This window comes from Amycolatopsis rhabdoformis, assembly GCF_035918295.1.
Lineage (GTDB): Bacteria > Actinomycetota > Actinomycetes > Mycobacteriales > Pseudonocardiaceae > Amycolatopsis > Amycolatopsis rhabdoformis.
This window is the reverse complement of the sequence record NZ_CP142149.1, coordinates 6,177,457-6,192,554: the sequence shown is the minus strand read 5'-3', so window position 1 is coordinate 6,192,554 and position 15,098 is coordinate 6,177,457. Positions and strand designations below refer to the sequence as shown.

At 71.2% G+C, this 15,098-nt stretch carries 12 protein-coding genes and 1 tRNA gene; 8 read left to right on the top strand and 5 right to left on the bottom strand.

Annotation, left to right across the window (positions count from 1 at the left end; all coding sequences use genetic code 11):
• Nucleotides 1-53 precede the first annotated feature (53 nt).
• Complete coding sequence (locus VSH64_RS28395; protein WP_326565778.1) at nt 54-881, top strand: class II fructose-bisphosphate aldolase; 828 nt, start codon at nt 54-56, stop codon at nt 879-881.
• On the opposite strand, the gene VSH64_RS28390 is transcribed toward VSH64_RS28395, so the two are convergent.
• On the bottom strand, nt 862-1,764 hold the full coding sequence (locus tag VSH64_RS28390) for an LLM class flavin-dependent oxidoreductase (RefSeq protein ID WP_326565777.1): 903 nt from the start codon (nt 1,762-1,764) through the stop codon (nt 862-864). The two genes, VSH64_RS28395 and VSH64_RS28390, sit on opposite strands and share 20 nt — an antisense overlap.
• A 27-nt stretch (nt 1,765-1,791) precedes the next feature.
• Nucleotides 1,792-2,916 carry an epoxide hydrolase family protein gene (locus VSH64_RS28385; protein WP_326565776.1) on the bottom strand — a complete coding sequence of 375 codons (1,125 nt, stop codon included), beginning with the start codon at nt 2,914-2,916 and terminating at the stop codon, nt 1,792-1,794.
• A 106-nt stretch (nt 2,917-3,022) separates the two neighbouring features.
• On the opposite strand from VSH64_RS28385, the gene VSH64_RS28380 reads away from it, so the two are divergent.
• Both VSH64_RS28380 and VSH64_RS28375 read left to right on the top strand, forming a co-directional pair.
• A tRNA-Arg gene (locus tag VSH64_RS28380) sits at nt 3,023-3,095 on the top strand.
• Nucleotides 3,096-3,529: 434 nt separating this feature from the next.
• On the top strand, nt 3,530-3,892 hold the full coding sequence (locus VSH64_RS28375) for a VOC family protein (protein WP_326565775.1): 363 nt from the start codon (nt 3,530-3,532) through the stop codon (nt 3,890-3,892).
• 24 nt (nt 3,893-3,916) lie between these two features.
• Here VSH64_RS28375 and VSH64_RS28370 read toward each other — a convergent pair whose 3' ends face one another.
• Complete coding sequence (locus VSH64_RS28370) at nt 3,917-4,912, bottom strand: helix-turn-helix domain-containing protein (protein ID WP_326565774.1); 996 nt, start codon at nt 4,910-4,912, stop codon at nt 3,917-3,919.
• Between the two features lie 149 nt (nt 4,913-5,061).
• Here VSH64_RS28370 and VSH64_RS28365 point away from each other — a divergent pair, with 149 nt between their 5' ends.
• The 4 genes from VSH64_RS28365 (at nt 5,062) to VSH64_RS28350 (ending at nt 11,552) form a co-directional block, all read left to right on the top strand.
• On the top strand, nt 5,062-8,730 hold the full coding sequence (locus tag VSH64_RS28365) for a S8 family serine peptidase (RefSeq protein WP_326565773.1): 3,669 nt from the start codon (nt 5,062-5,064) through the stop codon (nt 8,728-8,730).
• A 248-nt stretch (nt 8,731-8,978) separates the two neighbouring features.
• Nucleotides 8,979-9,899, top strand: coding sequence for a cation diffusion facilitator family transporter (locus VSH64_RS28360; RefSeq protein ID WP_326565772.1), 921 nt, complete (start codon nt 8,979-8,981; stop codon nt 9,897-9,899).
• A 156-nt stretch (nt 9,900-10,055) separates the two neighbouring features.
• Nucleotides 10,056-10,868 carry an MBL fold metallo-hydrolase gene (locus tag VSH64_RS28355; protein ID WP_326565771.1) on the top strand — a complete coding sequence of 271 codons (813 nt, stop codon included), beginning with the start codon at nt 10,056-10,058 and terminating at the stop codon, nt 10,866-10,868.
• Between the two features lie 78 nt (nt 10,869-10,946).
• On the top strand, nt 10,947-11,552 hold the full coding sequence (locus VSH64_RS28350) for a flavin reductase family protein (protein WP_326565770.1): 606 nt from the start codon (nt 10,947-10,949) through the stop codon (nt 11,550-11,552).
• Between the two features lie 48 nt (nt 11,553-11,600).
• Here VSH64_RS28350 and VSH64_RS28345 read toward each other — a convergent pair whose 3' ends face one another.
• Both VSH64_RS28345 and VSH64_RS28340 read right to left on the bottom strand, forming a co-directional pair.
• Nucleotides 11,601-12,320 (bottom strand): DUF305 domain-containing protein, encoded by a 720-nt coding sequence (locus tag VSH64_RS28345; RefSeq protein ID WP_326565769.1) that lies wholly within the window; start codon nt 12,318-12,320, stop codon nt 11,601-11,603.
• A 22-nt stretch (nt 12,321-12,342) separates the two neighbouring features.
• Entirely contained in the window at nt 12,343-13,179 is an 837-nt protein-coding gene (locus tag VSH64_RS28340; protein WP_326838039.1) for a DUF3105 domain-containing protein, read from the bottom strand.
• Nucleotides 13,180-13,429: 250 nt separating this feature from the next.
• On the opposite strand from VSH64_RS28340, the gene argS reads away from it, so the two are divergent.
• Nucleotides 13,430-15,094, top strand: coding sequence for an arginine--tRNA ligase (argS, locus tag VSH64_RS28335; RefSeq protein WP_326565768.1), 1,665 nt, complete (start codon nt 13,430-13,432; stop codon nt 15,092-15,094).
• Nucleotides 15,095-15,098: the final 4 nt, after the last annotated feature.

Genomic DNA, 15,098 nt, shown 5'->3' with positions numbered 1-15,098 from the left:
CCGGGACCGCCGTCCGCGCGGTCCCGGCCCCACTCCCGGAAGCTGGAGCCCCCATGCGAGCGGCACTCGACGACCTGGTCACCCGGCGCCTCGCCGACCAGGCCGCCATCCCCGCGTTCACCTGCTACGGCGCCGACACCGCGCTCGCGGTGACCGGCGCGGCGGAAGACCTCGGCCTGCCGGTGATCCTCCTCGTGCCGCCGACCTCGGCCGAGCCACGATTCATCCGCACCCTGCGCGCGATCGCCGACGCCGCGGCCGTTCCGGTGTGCGTGCAGCTCGACCACGCGAAGGACGAGACACTGATCCGCGCGGCGATCGAAGCCGGCGCCGACGCCGTGCTCGCCGATGGTTCACACCTGCCGCCGGAGGAGAACGCCGCCTTCGTGCGCAAGGTGCTGGCGTTCGGCGCGGTCGTGGAAGCCGAGCTCGGCAGCATTCCCGGCGACGAGGACCGCGCGACCGCCGTCGACGTGGCGGGCAAAACCGATCCGGCCGACGTGCGGCCGTTCCTCGAAGCCTCGGGCGCGCAGCTTCTCGCGTGCAGCGCCGGCAACGTCCACGGCCACTACCGGGGCACGCCCGCCCTCGACTGGCCGCGGCTGGCGCGAATCCGTTCGGAGGCCGGCGGCGTGCCGCTGGTGCTGCACGGCGCTTCCGGCCTGCCGCGCGAGGATCTGCGCGCGTGCGGGGCCGCCGGCGTCGGCAAGGTCAACGTGAACACCGAGCTGCGCACCGCGATGCTGGCCACGCTGGAAGCCGGCGTGGGCCCCGCGCGCGCCGCGGGTGAGGACGTGCGCGCCCTCACCCGTGCGGTGCAGGCCGCGGCGGCCGACGTCGCCCGTGCCGTGCTCGAAACGCTCAGCCCAGCGCGGGGATGATCTCCTTCGCGATCACCTCGGCGTGCTCGGCCTGGTCGTAGAGCGGAGTGAAGAGGATGAGCTCGGCGCCGGCGTCGATGACCTCCCGCAGCTCGCGCACGCAGTCGTCGGGCGTGCCGGCGATGGCCGCGGCCTCGATCGCCGGCGGCAGGGTGCCGTAGACCGAGGTCAGCTCGGCGTTGATCCGCTCGCGGGCGCGGCCGGCGTCGGCGTCGACCGCGAGGTACACGCGCTTGGCGATCTCGAAGCCCGGGCTCGGGTTCAGCGACCGCACGAACCGCACCTGCTCGGCGAACGGCGCGGTGGGCGTGGAGCCCGCGCCGAAGAAGCCGGTGCCCAGGTCCACGGCGCTGCGCAGCGCCTTCGGGCCGCTGCCGCCGAACCACAGCGGCGGGTGCGGCTTCTGGAACGGGCCGGGGGTGAGGCCGGCGCCGGACACCTGCCAGAACTCGCCTTGGTGGTCCACGGTTTCCTGCGTCCAGAGCTTCTTGATCAGCTCGACGCCCTCGGTGAAGCGGGTGAGGTGACGCGCACCGTCGAGGCCGAACGCCGCCCACGGCCGGTTCTTGCCCCCGGACCCCACGCCCACTTCCAGGCGGCCACGCGAGAGCTGGTCGAGGCTCGCGGTGCTCTTGGCCAGCTGCGCCGGGATGTGCAGCGTGGACACGAACACCGTGCAGCCCAGCCGCAGCGTGTCGGTGCACGCGGCCGCGAACGTCATCGCCTCCATCGGGCTCAGCTGCGGCCGGCGGCCGAACACCGCTTCCTGCGTCCACGCGCTGTGGTAGCCCGCTTCTTCGGCGCGCACCAGGTAGTCCCGGAACGCGCCCGGATCGAACGAACCGTCCGGATAGAACTGCGGAATCGCGATCGCATACCTCACCCCGCGAATCCTAGGGTCGCTCGTGCGTCAGCGCACCAGGCGGAAGAACCCGCGCACCTGCTCCACGAGCGTCGCCGGCTCCTCCAATGCGGCGAAGTGCCCGCCGTGGGGCAGCTCCTCGAACCAGCGCAGATCGGTGAACCGCAGCTCCGCCTCACGCCGTGAGGGCCGCGTGATCTCCTTCGGGAACAGGGAGATCCCCGACGGCGCGGTCACCTTGTCGCGGAACCCGCTGCCGTAGCTCTCCCAGTAGAGCCGCGCCGACGACGTGGCCGACGCGGTGAACCAGTAGATCGAGATCGCGTCGAGGATCTGCCGGCGGGTCAGGGCGTCTTCGGGGTGGCCGTTGTTGTCCGTCCACGCCCAGAACTTCTCGGCGATCCACGCGGCCTGCCCGGCGGGGGAGTCGGTGAGGCCGTAACCCAGCGTCTGCGGGCGCGTGGCCTGCTGGCCGGAATAGCCACGGCCGGTGCGGCCGAACTCCTTGGCCGCCTCCAGCGCGGCCCGCTCCTCCGGCGTCGGGTCCTCGAACTGCCCCATCGGCGCCGCCGCCATGTTCACGTGGACACCCGCCACCCGCTCGGCCGCCACCTCGCCGAGCGCCCCGGACACGGCCGAACCCCAGTCGCCGCCCTGCGCGCCGTAGCGCTCGTAGCCCAGCGACACCATCAGCTCGTCCCACGCGCGCGCCGTGCGCTCCACGCCCCACCCGGTGCTCGCCGGCTTGTCACTGAACCCGTACCCGGGCAGCGACGGCGCCACCACGTGGAACGCGTCCGCCGGATCACCCCCGTGGGCCCTCGGGTCGGTCAACGGCCCCAGCACCTCGAGGAACTCCAGCACCGACCCCGGCCACCCGTGCGTGACGACCAGCGGAAACGCCCCCGGCTCCGGCGAGCGGACGTGCAGGAAATGGATCCCCAGCCCGTCGACGGTCTGCCGGAACTGCGGGAAGGCGTTCAACCGGTCGGCGAACCCGAAGTCGTAGTCCTCGGCCCAGCTGCGGCACAGCTCCTGCGCGTAGGCCAGGGGCAGGCCCTGCGACCAATCCGCCACGGGCTCCGCCTCGGGCCAGCGCGTGCGCGCCAGCCGTTCCCGCAGGTCCGCGATGTCTTCCGCGCTCACCTGCGCCTTGAACGGTTCCGCTGCCACCGCTGCTCCCTCCGTCGACAAGATCGACGCTAGCAGCGGACCAGGACGCGGGTGACCCCCTGCGGAACACGGGCCGAACCCGGGTGCGCTAAGCTGTTCCCATCACGCCCTTGTAGCTCAGGGGATAGAGCACTGCCCTCCGGAGGCAGGTGTCGCAGGTTCGAATCCTGCCAAGGGCACGCGTGATCGGGTGGTCTCTGTTCGCGGAAGGCGCGAACTGGGATCACCCGTTGTGTTTTCTGGGGGTCGAACCCCCAGACCCCCGCCGGGGGCGAGCCCCCGGACCCCCAAGGTGGGTTGAGTTGCGAGGGTGCGTGCGGCTGTGGTGGTGGCTCAGACCCCGCCTGGAGGGCTTCGCCCCCGGACCCCCAGGGTGGGTTGAGTTGCGAGGGTGCGTGCGGTCGTGATGGTGGCTCAGATCCCCGGACTCCCGAGGTGGGTTGGGTTGTGGGGGCGGTGCTGTCGTGGTGGTGGCGATCGCTGGGTTTTGCGAATGCGCGGAGGACACGAGTCGAAGTCCGTCGCGTTCGGGAATTCGGTTCGGCGCTGACGGACCGGGACAACCGCGCCGGGATGAGGCAGGCTGTGCGGTATGCGGTCCAGGGTTGGTGGGATGTGGTGGGGGACGACGGTCGAGGCGCCGGATCCCGGCGGCTTGGCGCGGTTCTACGCGGAGCTGCTCGGCTGGCACATCGGGCACGAGGAGCCGGGGACGAGCATCGTCGCGGCGTCGCCGCAGGGGCCGTTTTTCGTGTTCCAGCAGGCGGACGGGTATCGGAAACCGGTGTGGCCGCCGGTGGACGGTGAGCAGCGGCCGATGATGCACTTCGATTTCCAGGTCGGGGATCTGGAGTCGGCGGTCGAGGACGCGGTGGCGTTGGGGGCGACGGTGGCGGAGGCTCAGCCGCAGGAAAACGTGCGGGTGATGGTGGATCCGGCCGGGCATCCGTTCTGCCTGTGTTTCGACGGGGAATGACCGGAAGCGGCCGGAACCCGGTCCTCAAAGCCACCCGCGCCGTTCCGCCAGGCAGCCGGCCTGGAAACGGCTCGACGCACCCAGGTCCGTCATCAACCGCTGCAACCGCCGGTACGTGGTGCGGGTGCTCCAGCCGTTCACGCGGGCGATGGCCGTGTCCGTGAGACCCGCCATCATCATCGCCAGCAAAGCGCGGGTTTCGTCGTCCGGACCGGTAGTGCCGGCGTAGTCGGTGGGGTTCGCGGCGGTCGGGTCGAGGGGGACGGCCTGGGCCCACTCGCCTTCGAAGAGGGCTTCGAGGGCGGTGAGGAGCGGGGAGCGGCGCACGAGGTAGGCGACCTGCAGGCCGCTGCGGCTGAGGTCGAACGGGATGAGGGCGTCCTGGTCGTCGCGGATGATGAGTTTGATGGGGAGGCTGCGGCGGGTGCGGGCCTGCTCGCCGCCGCGGGCGGCGGGGAGGATGTCGGTCTCCAGTTTGTGGGGCCAGGTCAGGGCGTCGAGGCTGTAGATCACGCGGTGGGCGACGCCGTCGTTCTGGTGGCGGGCGATCTGGGCCTGGGTGTTGCGCGCGGCGCCTTCACCGCCGGGCTTTTCGTAGTACGGCGGGGTGTCGAACACGCGCACCTGCCGGCGTGCCTCGGATTCCAGGTGCGCCACGGCCGTGGCGATGGTTTCGCGGTCGGTCAGCTGCTCGATCACCAGCTCGGGGCTCGCGCGGTGCGCGCTGCGGTGGATCTCCGCGAGCGAATGCACCTTCGCGCGCGCCGCGCTGAGTTCGCGTTCCCGCAGCTGCACGAGCTGGTTGATCGCGATGTCCGGCGGCGCCGCCAGGTACCGCGCCGGCGTGCCGCTGCCGGTGACCAGGTGCTTCGCGACGAGCGCGGCGAGCACAGGCTCCAGCGGCCCGGCCGGGGTCGCGAGGTGGTCGGAGAGCGCGTCGAGCGTGGACCCGGGCTGGGCGACCAGCGCCTCGTAGACCCGCTCTTCGTCGGTTGACAAGCCCAGCACCGCGAGTTCCATGCGAACGGTCTACCGGACGTGTCGGGATTGTGCCAAGTGGCAGTAAGCAGACAGCCACGGATCTTGTGCCCGGTCTGAGCGACTGGCACTGTTCGGCCATTCCGGCGTGCTCAGGTGCCGGTTTCCCTTGCGCCGAAAGGACTCCCGCGTTGAGAACCTCACGCAAGCGCCGGGCCACCGCGACGGCCGCGTGCCTCGCGCCACTGCTCGCCTCACTGGTGGTCGCCGGACCGGCGTCCGCCGCCGAAGCCCCGAGACCGGCGGACGGGACCCACACCGTCACCCTGATCACCGGGGACGTCGTCACCGTGAACTCCGACAGCAGCACGATCTCGGTGAAGGGCCCCGACGGCGGCCCCGCCGACGCCCGGATCCTCCAGTCGGCCGGCGACGTGTTCGTGTTCCCGTACTCGGCCGCGTCCTACGTCGCCAAGGGCACGCTCGACCGGCGCCTGTTCAACGTCACCGACCTCATCGCCGACGGCTACGACGACGCCCACCGCGACAGCCTCCCGCTGATCGTCTCCTACACCGCCCCGCCGGCCGGGCTGCGCGCCAACGTCGCGCCCCGCGGCTCCGCGCTGGTCCGGCCGCTGGCCAGCGTCGACGGCGCCGCCGTGACCGAGAACCACGCGCAGGCCCGCGACTTCTGGGCCGGGGTCACCGCAGGCGCCTCCTTCAGCCCGGCGCCGTCCTTCGCCAGTGGCATCAAGCAGATCTGGCTCGACGGCCGCGCCTACGCCGACCTGGCCGACTCCGTCGCGCAGATCGGTGCGCCGGAGGTCTGGGCCGGCGGCGACACCGGGCAGGGCGTCGACGTCGCGGTGCTCGACACCGGCGTGGACGAGGGCCACCCCGACCTCGCGGGCCGCATCGTCGACACGCGCAGCTTCGTGGCCGGCGAGGACATCAAGGACGTGCACGGCCACGGCACCCACGTGGCCTCGACCATCGCGGGCACCGGCGCCGCGTCCGGCGGCACCGAGAAGGGCGTGGCGCCGGGCGCGCGCCTGCACATCGGCAAGGTGCTGGCGAACTCCGGCTCGGGCAGCGACTCCGACATCCTCGCCGGCATGGAGTGGGCGGCGGTCGACGAGCACGCCAAGATCATCAACATGAGCCTCGGCACCCAGGAGGCTTCCGACGGCACGGACCCGATGTCGCAGGCCGTGAACAACCTCAGCGCGCAGACCGGCGCCCTGTTCGTGATCGCGGCCGGCAACACCTCCGGCGCCGGCACCATCGGCTCGCCCGGTGCCGCGGACGCCGCCCTCACCGTCGGCGCGGTCGACAGCGGCGACGAGGTCGCCGACTTCTCCAGCCAGGGCCCGCGGGTCGGCGACGGCGCGCTGAAGCCGGAGATCACCGCCCCCGGCGTGGACATCCTGGCCGCGCGATCGCAGTACACCAGCGAAGGTTCCGGCTTCTACCAGACGATGAGCGGCACCTCGATGTCCACGCCGCACGTGGTCGGTGCCGCCGCGCTGCTCGCCGCGAAGCACCCCGAGCTCACCGGCACCCAGCTCAAGGACCTGCTCACCAGCACCTCGAAGCAGACGCCGGAGTACACCGCGTTCCAGGCCGGCAGCGGCCGGGTCGACGCGGCCGCCGCGACCCAGGCGTCGGTGTTCGCCACGGCCACCGCGTACGCCGCGCAGAACGAAGGTGGTCCGGTCCAGCGGCCGGTCACCTACACCAACCTCGGTGCCACGCCGGTGGATCTCGCGCTCTCGGTCTCCGCGTCCGGCGCGCCGGCCGGGATGTTCAAGCTCTCCGGCAACCGGGTCACCGTGCCCGCGCACGGCACCGCGTCGGTCACCGTGACCATCGACCCTCGCACCGCCCCCGCCAAGTCCGTCGGCTTCACCGCCCAGATCCTGGCCACCGGCCCGGCCGGTGGGGTCGCCGCGCACACCGCGGTCTCGCTCGGCGCGCTTTCGCACCAGATGACCATCACCGTGAAGGACTCGGCCGGAAAGCCCGCCTCCGCCCTCGTGGTCCTGCTGCGCGCCGGCGACCCGAACCCGGCCCTGCTCGCGATCGACGGCAGCACCACCTTCTTCACCCCCGACGACCAGTACTCCGCCCTCGGCTACCTCACGGTGCCGGGCACCCACGGTCCGAGCTCCCAGGGGCTCGCGCTGCTCGGTGACCCGGACGTCGACTTCACCGCCGATCGGACGATCACCCTCGACGCCAGCCACGTGCGGCTCGTCGACGAGACCACCCCGCAGCCCGGTGTGCCCACCTACCTGCGGCTCGAGTACTCCCGGATGCTCAACCCGGACGGCCGCTGGCACGACTTCGGCCTCGCCGACACCGGCTTCGACAGCCTCTGGGTGCAGCCGCAGGAAAAGGTGACCCACGGCGACTTCATCCTCGGCGCCCGCTGGCGCAAGGAGCAGCCGCCGCTGAGCGTTTCCGTGCGGGGCACCGACTACACCGACGTGCTGCGCCAGAACGGCGTCACCGCGCTGCCCACCGGCACCCGCACCCTGCCGCTCGTGTTCGCGGGCACCGGAACGCCGGCGGACTTCACCGGCGTGCGCGGCAAGGCGGTGGTCGTGCGCCGCAGTGACGCGATCACACCGGTCGCGCTGGCCAAGGCGGCGGCCGACGCCGGCGTGAAGCTGCTTCTCGTGGCCAACGACCAGCCCGGCCGCCAGCAGCTGAACTTCGGCACCGACTCGCTCAACCCGAGCAAGATCGACGTCGCGCTGCTGAGCGCCGACGAGGGCACCAAGCTGATCAACCAGGCGCGTCAGCGCAACGCCGAAGTGCGCACGGAGTCGCACCCGGCGGCGTCCTACGTGTACGACCTCGAGCACACCTGGCACAACGACGTGCCGAAGGACATGGTCGCCCACGCGACGAACAAGAACCTCGCGCGCATCGACGAGACCTTCGCGGGTTCCGTGCCGAAGACCGGTGCCGAGGAGTGGCGGTACGACTTCCCGTCCTACACGGAATGGGGGATCGGCAACTACGTGACGATGGCGCCGAGCAGCCACCGCACCGACTGGGTCACCACCGACGGCGCCAACCGGTGGGGCCACGAGATGACCGACGGCGTGCTCAACTCCTGGGGTGTGCGCCGGTCGTACACGCCGGGCAGCGTGTCGAGCGACGAGTGGTTCACGCCGGTGCAGCGCCCGTACCTGAGCAACAACTACCTCGGGCCGACGCGCACCGACAACCAGTTCCGCGTGGACGTGCCGGGTTACGGCAACGCCGACCACGTCGGTTCGCTGCAGGACTTCCAGGTCGCCAACCAGACCACCACGCTCTACCAGGGTGACCAGCAGCTGGGCACGGCGTCCGACGGGCTCATCATGTACGCCACCGCGCCCAGCGAGCGGAAGCAGTACCGCCTCGTGGTCGCCAACCAGCGGGCCGCGTCGGTGAACCAGTACTCGTCGTCGAGCACCACGGAGTGGACCTTCACCTCCGCCGCGCCGAAGGTGGCCGGGGAGCAGGACCTGTTGCCGCTGCTGCAGATCCAGTACGGCCTGCCGACGGACGGGTCGGGCGCCGTGGCCCGCGACGCGAAGTTCGGCATCGCCGTGGAGCAGCGTTCGCCGGTTTCGGTCGGGCTCACCGACGTGGCCGTGGCGGGCGCCGGTTCGCTGCGGACGCCGCGCGTCGAGGTGTCCTACGACGACGGCGCCACCTGGACGCGGCTTTCGCAGGACCGCCGCGGTTCCTACGAGCTGGACGCGCCGCGGAAGGCGAAGTTCGCCTCGCTGCGGGTGACCGCGAACGACTCGGCCGGCAACTCGGTGGTGCAGACGGTGATCCGGGCGGTCGGCGTGCGCTGATCCCCGGCTCCTGAACAACGGCACGGCCCCTCCCGCGGGTTCGCGGGAGGGGTCGTGCTGCTGTGCGCGGCCGATCTCAAGGGGCGGGAGTGCTCAACCGGGGGATGGGTATCCGGCCGTGTCGCCGATTACAGTGAACTTAGGCTTGCCTGTATTGCACGTATGCGCATGTGACTATATATTGCGAAGAGGACCTGGCAACGGGCCCGCACTAGCGACGACCTGCGGAAACGACGGGAGGCGACGGCATGGGACACGGCCACGGACACGGGCACACCGCCGCCCCGGCGAGCGCCTCCGGCCGCTACCTGCGCGCGCTGCTGATCGCCCTGTTCATCGGCGCGGGCTTCATGGTGCTCGAGTTCGTGGTGGGCTTCACCACGGGTTCGCTGGCCCTGATCTCCGACGCCGCGCACATGTTCACCGACGTCCTGGGTGTCGGCATGGCGCTCGCCGCGATCGTGCTGGCTCGCCGCAGCGGGCCGACGCCGAGCCGCACCTTCGGCATGTACCGCGCCGAAGTGCTGGCCGCGCTCGCCAACGCGGTGCTGCTGTTCGGTGTGGCGGCGTACGTGGTGGTGGAGGCCGTCGGCCGCATCACCGACCCGCCCGAGGTGGCGGGCCTGCCGGTGCTGCTGGCGGCCGGTGCCGGCCTGATCGCCAACGTCGTGGCGTTTTTCGTGCTGCGCTCGGGTGCGCGCGAAAGCCTCAACGTGCGCGGCGCGTACCTCGAAGTGCTGGCCGACCTGATCGGCTCGGTCGGCGTGCTGCTCAGTGGTGCGATCACGCTCACCACCGGCTGGCGCTACGCCGACCCGATCATCGGTGTCGCCATCGGCCTGTTCGTGCTGCCCCGCACGTGGACGCTGGCCCGCCGCGCGCTGCGCATCCTCTTCCAGCACGCCCCGACCGGTGTCGACGTCGGCGCGATCAGCACCGAGCTCGCCGCCCTGCCGGGGGTTTCCGACGTGCACGACCTGCACGTCTGGACGCTCACCTCGGGCATGGAGGTCGCGTCCGCGCACCTCACGATGAGCGACGAGGCCCAGCAGTCCGTGGTGCTCACCGAAGCCCAGGACCTGCTGGCGGCGCGGTATTCGATCAGCCACGCGACGCTGCAGGTCGAGGGGCCGCAGTGCGCGCGCCGGTGCCAGGAGCTGTCCTGGTAGCCGGGCTCGGGCGATCCCGTACGCGCGGCTGAGCCGAACTCGACGGGATCTGACCCGCTCACCGGTGGCCGGTCGCCCGGTTGGCGGGCAGTCTTCAAACGGCGCGAGGGCCAGGCGCGCACGTGTCCTGCCCACGGATCATCAGGGGGATTGCTCGTGAGTGAGCGCATCAGTTCGCAGCGGCAGGAGTTCGGCATCGGGGTGCTCGGCGGGCCGACCACCGTCGTGGACATCGGCGGCTTGCGGATCGTGGTGGACCCGACGTTCGACGACGCGGGCCCGCACGCCTACCTGACCAAGCTCGAGGGGCCGGCCGTGGACGAGGCCGGCCTCGGCGACGTCGACCTCGTGCTCGTGAGCCACGCCGCCCACCCCGACAACCTCGACGTGCGGGGCAAGGCCTACGCCCTGGCCGCCAAACGGCTCGTGACCGGCGTCAACTCCGCGCAGCTGCTCGGCGACCACGCCGAAGGCCTCTCGGCGTGGGACACCCTCACCATCCCCCGCGGCGACGGCGCCGGTGACCTCACGCTGCAGGCGGTGCCCGCCGAACACGGCCCCGCCGACGGCGACCGCGACGACACCGGCTACATCAACTCCCAGGTGATCGGCTTCGTCCTCTCCGGCACCGACCTCCCGACGGTGTACGTCAGCGGCGACAACGCCTCCGTCCGCGTGGCGGCCGACATCGCCGCCAAGGCCGGCCCCATCGACGTCGCCGTGCTCTTCGCCGGCGCCGCCCGCGTCGCCGCCAAGTTCGACGGCCGTCCGCTCACGCTGACCTCCGAGCGCGCCGCCGCCGTGGCCGCGGTGCTCGGCGCGAAAACCGTGCTGCCCGCGCACATCCAGGGCTGGGCCCACTTCTCCGAAGGCATCGAGACCTTCCGCCCCGCCTTCGACGACGCCGGCCTGGCCCACGTGCTGGCGCTCGCGGAGCCGGGTGAGTGGAACGTGCTGCGCACCAGCTGACGAGGGCCCGTCCGGTGCGCGCGGGCCGGCCACCGGGCGCCCTCGGGTGGCCAGGGCCGTCCTGGTAGACCGGTGGTCATGCGCAAGGACTTCGACCCCGCCGCCATCGCGCCGTTCGCCTTCTACCGGCTGCTCACCGCCACCGTGGTGCCGCGGCCGATCGCGTGGGTGTCGAGCACGTCGGAGAGCGGGGTGGACAACCTCGCGCCCCACTCGTTTTTCACGGTGGCGTCGGCGGCGCCGCCGGTGCTGCAGTTCACCTCGGTGGGGCGCAAGGACACGTTGCGCAACGTGGAGGCCACCGGGGAGTTCGTGGTGAACCTCGCGCCGGAGCACCTGTTCGAGAAGATCAACGACACCGGGACGGACTTCCCGGCCGAGCACAGCGAGTTCGACGCGACGGGCCTGGCCCGCGAGCCCAGCGTGAAGGTGAAGCCGCCGCGGGTGGCGCAGTCGCCGGTGGCGTTCGAGTGCGAGCTGCACAGCACGGTCGGATTCGGCACGTCCACCGTGGTGTTCGGCCGGGTCGTCCACATCGCTGTGGACGAACAGATGCTCGACGGCGACCACCCGATGATCGAGCGGCTGCGCCCGCTGGCGCGCCTCGGCCGGGACGAATGGGGCACCGTCGGCGAGATCAAGGAGATCTCGCGGATCCGGTTCGCCGACTGGCCCGGGAAGTGAAAAAGGCCGCCCCCGGCGAACGGGGACGGCCCTTTTTCAAGAATCGGCTCAGGACGTCGGAAGCGGTGCCGCACCGCGGGCGGTGAGCATGATCTTCATCTGGTTGATCTCCGCGCCCTGCGACACGAGGATGCTGCGGCACAACGCCTTCACCGCCGGCAGGTTCGTGTGGTCCTGCGCGTACTGCGCCATCGCCGTGCCGCCCTCGTGGTGGCGCAGCATGAGCTGGAGGAAGTCGACGTCGAGTGCGCGGCCGGTGAGCGTGCGCATCTTGGCGAGCTCGGCGTCAGTGGCCATCCCGGGCATCGGGGCACCGTTGGCCGGCGCGCTGGTGGGCATCTGCATGCCCCCGTGGCCCATCGGCTCGGTCATCCACGTCATGTACGCGCCGGGCGCCTGCTCGGGCTGGTCCCACAGCATGAGCCAGCCCTTCATGCGGCCGACCTGCTCGGTCTGGGTGCTCTCGATGTCGAACGCGAGCTGCTTCACCTCCGGGTCCGTGGTGTGGTCACGGGCCCAGTTGGCCATGGTCACGGCCTGCAGGTGGTGCGTGGACATGTCCTGCGCGAAGCCGACCTCGACCGACCCGGCGGCCGGGGTCGCCGGCGCCGCGTCGCTGCCGTCGGTGAGGCGGGAGGCGAACACGCCGATCGCCACCCCGATGAGCAGCACGGCGAGCATCGACCCGCCGATCACGACCCAGCGAGACCACGCGGGGCGCTCGTCGGGCTCGTCGAAATCGGGTTCGAGGTCGGCTTCGGTACTCATGCGAAGGTCCTCATACCGAGGGTCACTGTCCCGCCGGGGCGGACGGCTGCGTGACGGGAGCGCTGGGCTGGCCCGGGGCGCCCGCCGGCATGCCACCCTCCGGAACGGCGCCGGAGCTGCCGCCGTAGTTCATCGGCTTGGCGTCGGGGCCCGGCTTGCTCGGGTCGAACGGCGGCGGGTTGCTCGGGTCGAACTGACCCGGGCCGAGCGCGTCGCACGAGGCTCCGATCTCGGGGTACACGCCGTTGGGGTTCGTGCGCAGCGCGGCGATGAACTCGTCGATGCGCGGGTCGTCGGCCTTGTCCAGCTTCAGCTGGTGGCCCCACGACTGCAGCGAGATCGGCTTGTCGAGGCCGGGGTAGGGCGACATCGAGATGTAGGTCTTGCCCTTCACGCGCGCGGCCAGCAGGTCCACCTGGTCACCCTTGACGAGGTCCGGGTTGTAGGCGATCCAGATCGCGCCGTGCTCGAGCGTGTGGACCATGTTCTCGGTGCGCACCGCGGTGGGGTAGACGACACCGTTGCAGGCGGCCCAGTTGCCGTCGTGCGGGCCGCCGAAGGGCGGGCTGTGGTCGTACGCCACGCGCTCGGTGGGCAGCACGTGCACCGAACCGGTGTAGGTCGCGGTGATCACGCCCGGGATCTTCTTGGACGGGTCCGGGTTGCTCGCCGTCGGCGCGAACGACGCGGCTGCTTCCTCGCGGGACTTCTGGTCGCGCTGCGGAGCGGATTTCACCATGTAGTAGGTGACGACGCTGGCCAGGAGGGCCACCACCACGACGACACCGATCACGGTGCCCCACGGAGTGCCTTTCTTGCCGACGACGGACTTGCCGGATTTGCCGCGCGCGGCCTTCACCGCGTTGGCGGACTTTCCGCGCGAGCCGGCGGGCGTCCCCTTCTTACTGGTTGTCCCTTTCGCCATGGTTTGCCGCGATCTCCTCGTGAGATGATGGAGGAATCCGGACGGACCCTGCCCGTCGGCCAGTGTAGAGACCGGACGTCTGATCACCGTGAACGCCTCTCACGATCACCGAGGGTGTGACGCGGAGCAACCGCAGGTCGGGTCAGCGTAGGCGGCCTACCTGGGCACACCTAGAATTCGGCGAGTGACTCCCGCCGCTCTCGCCGACCTGGTCCGCGCCTCCGCCGTGCAGGTGCTCGACGCCCGAGGCGTCGACGCCGCCGTGCTGCCGGAGCAGGTGACCATCGAACGCCCGCGCAACCCCGACCACGGCGATTACGCGACGAACCTCGCGCTCCAGGTCGCCAAGAAGGCCGGGCTCCAGCCGCGTGAGTTCGCCGAGGCGCTGGCCGAGGTCGTGGCGGCCGCCGACGGCGTGACCGCGGCCGAGGTCGCCGGTCCGGGGTTCCTCAACTTCCGCCTCGCCGCCGACGCGCAGGGCGAGGTCGTGCGCCAGGTGCTCGTGGCGGGGGAGGCCTACGGCCGCGGCGACGCGCTGGCGGGCCGCAAGATCAACCTCGAGTTCGTGTCGGCCAACCCGACCGGTCCGATCCACCTCGGCGGCACGCGCTGGGCCGCGGTCGGCGACGCGCTGGGCCGCGTGCTCGGGGCGCAGGGCGGCGACGTCACGCGCGAGTACTATTTCAACGACGCCGGCGCCCAGATCGACCGGTTCGTCCGGTCCCTGATCGCCGCCGCCAAGGGCGAGCCCGCGCCGGAGGACGGCTACGCGGGCGGCTACATCAACGACATCGCCGCCGAGGTCCTCAAGCAGGAGCCGAGCGCGCTGTCGCTGCCCGACGCCGAGCGGCACGAGACGTTCCGCCGCGTCGGCATCGAGCTGATGTTCACCGAGATCAGGCAGAGCCTGCACGAGTTCGGCACCGACTTCGACGTGTACTTCCACGAGAACTCGCTGCACGAGTCGGGCGCGGTCGACGCCGCGGTGCAGCAGCTCAAGGACTCGGGCAACCTCTACTTCGCTGACGGCGCGTGGTGGCTCAAGTCCAGCGAGTACGGCGACGACAAGGACCGCGTCGTCATCAAGAAGGACGGCAACCCGGCCTACATCGCCGGCGACCTCGCCTACTTCAAGGACAAGCGCAACCGCGGCTTCGACCTGTGCATCTACATGCTCGGCGCCGACCACCACGGCTACATCGCGCGCCTCAAGGCCGCCGCGGCCGCGTTCGGCGACGACCCCGAGACCGTCGAGGTCCTCATCGGCCAGATGGTGAACCTGGTCAGCGACGGCAAGCCGGTGCGCATGTCCAAGCGCGCGGGCACCGTGATCACCATGGAGGACCTCGTGGAGGCCGTGGGCGTCGACCCGGCGCGCTACGAGCTCATCCGCTACTCCGTCGACTCCACCCTGGACGTCGATCTCGACCTGCTGCGCAAGCACAGCAACGACAACCCGGTGTACTACGTGCAGTACGCGCACGCCCGGCTGTCCTCCTTGCAGCGCAACGCCGCCGACCTCGGGCTGAAGTCCGAAAAGGACGCGGCCGACGTCGATTTCGGACTCCTCACGCTCCCCGCCGAAGGTGACCTCATCCGCACCATCGGCGAGTTCCCCGCCACCGTCCGCCGCGCCGCCGAGATGCGGGAACCGCACCGCATCGCCCGCTACCTCGAGGAGCTGGCCGGCGCGTACCACAAGTTCTACACGGTGGGCCGGGTGCTGCCGCAGGGCGACGAAGAGGTCACCCCTCTCACGTTCGCCAGGCTCGCCCTGTGCGAGGCCGCGCGCCAGGTGCTGGCGAACGGCCTGTCCTTGCTCGGTGTCTCAGCTCCGGAACGGATGTAGAAAA

What these genes read in the sequence shown, in the direction of transcription:
- VSH64_RS28375 (WP_326565775.1), top strand. Translation starts at nt 3,530, where the DNA reads ATGTGGTGGGGGACGACGGTCGAGGCGCCGGATCCCGGCGGCTTGGCG.
- VSH64_RS28345 (WP_326565769.1), bottom strand. Translation starts at nt 12,320, where the DNA reads ATGAGTACCGAAGCCGACCTCGAACCCGATTTCGACGAGCCCGACGAG.
- VSH64_RS28360 (WP_326565772.1), top strand. Translation starts at nt 8,979, where the DNA reads ATGGGACACGGCCACGGACACGGGCACACCGCCGCCCCGGCGAGCGCC.
- VSH64_RS28395 (WP_326565778.1), top strand. Translation starts at nt 54, where the DNA reads ATGCGAGCGGCACTCGACGACCTGGTCACCCGGCGCCTCGCCGACCAG.
- VSH64_RS28370 (WP_326565774.1), bottom strand. Translation starts at nt 4,912, where the DNA reads ATGGAACTCGCGGTGCTGGGCTTGTCAACCGACGAAGAGCGGGTCTAC.
- VSH64_RS28350 (WP_326565770.1), top strand. Translation starts at nt 10,947, where the DNA reads ATGCGCAAGGACTTCGACCCCGCCGCCATCGCGCCGTTCGCCTTCTAC.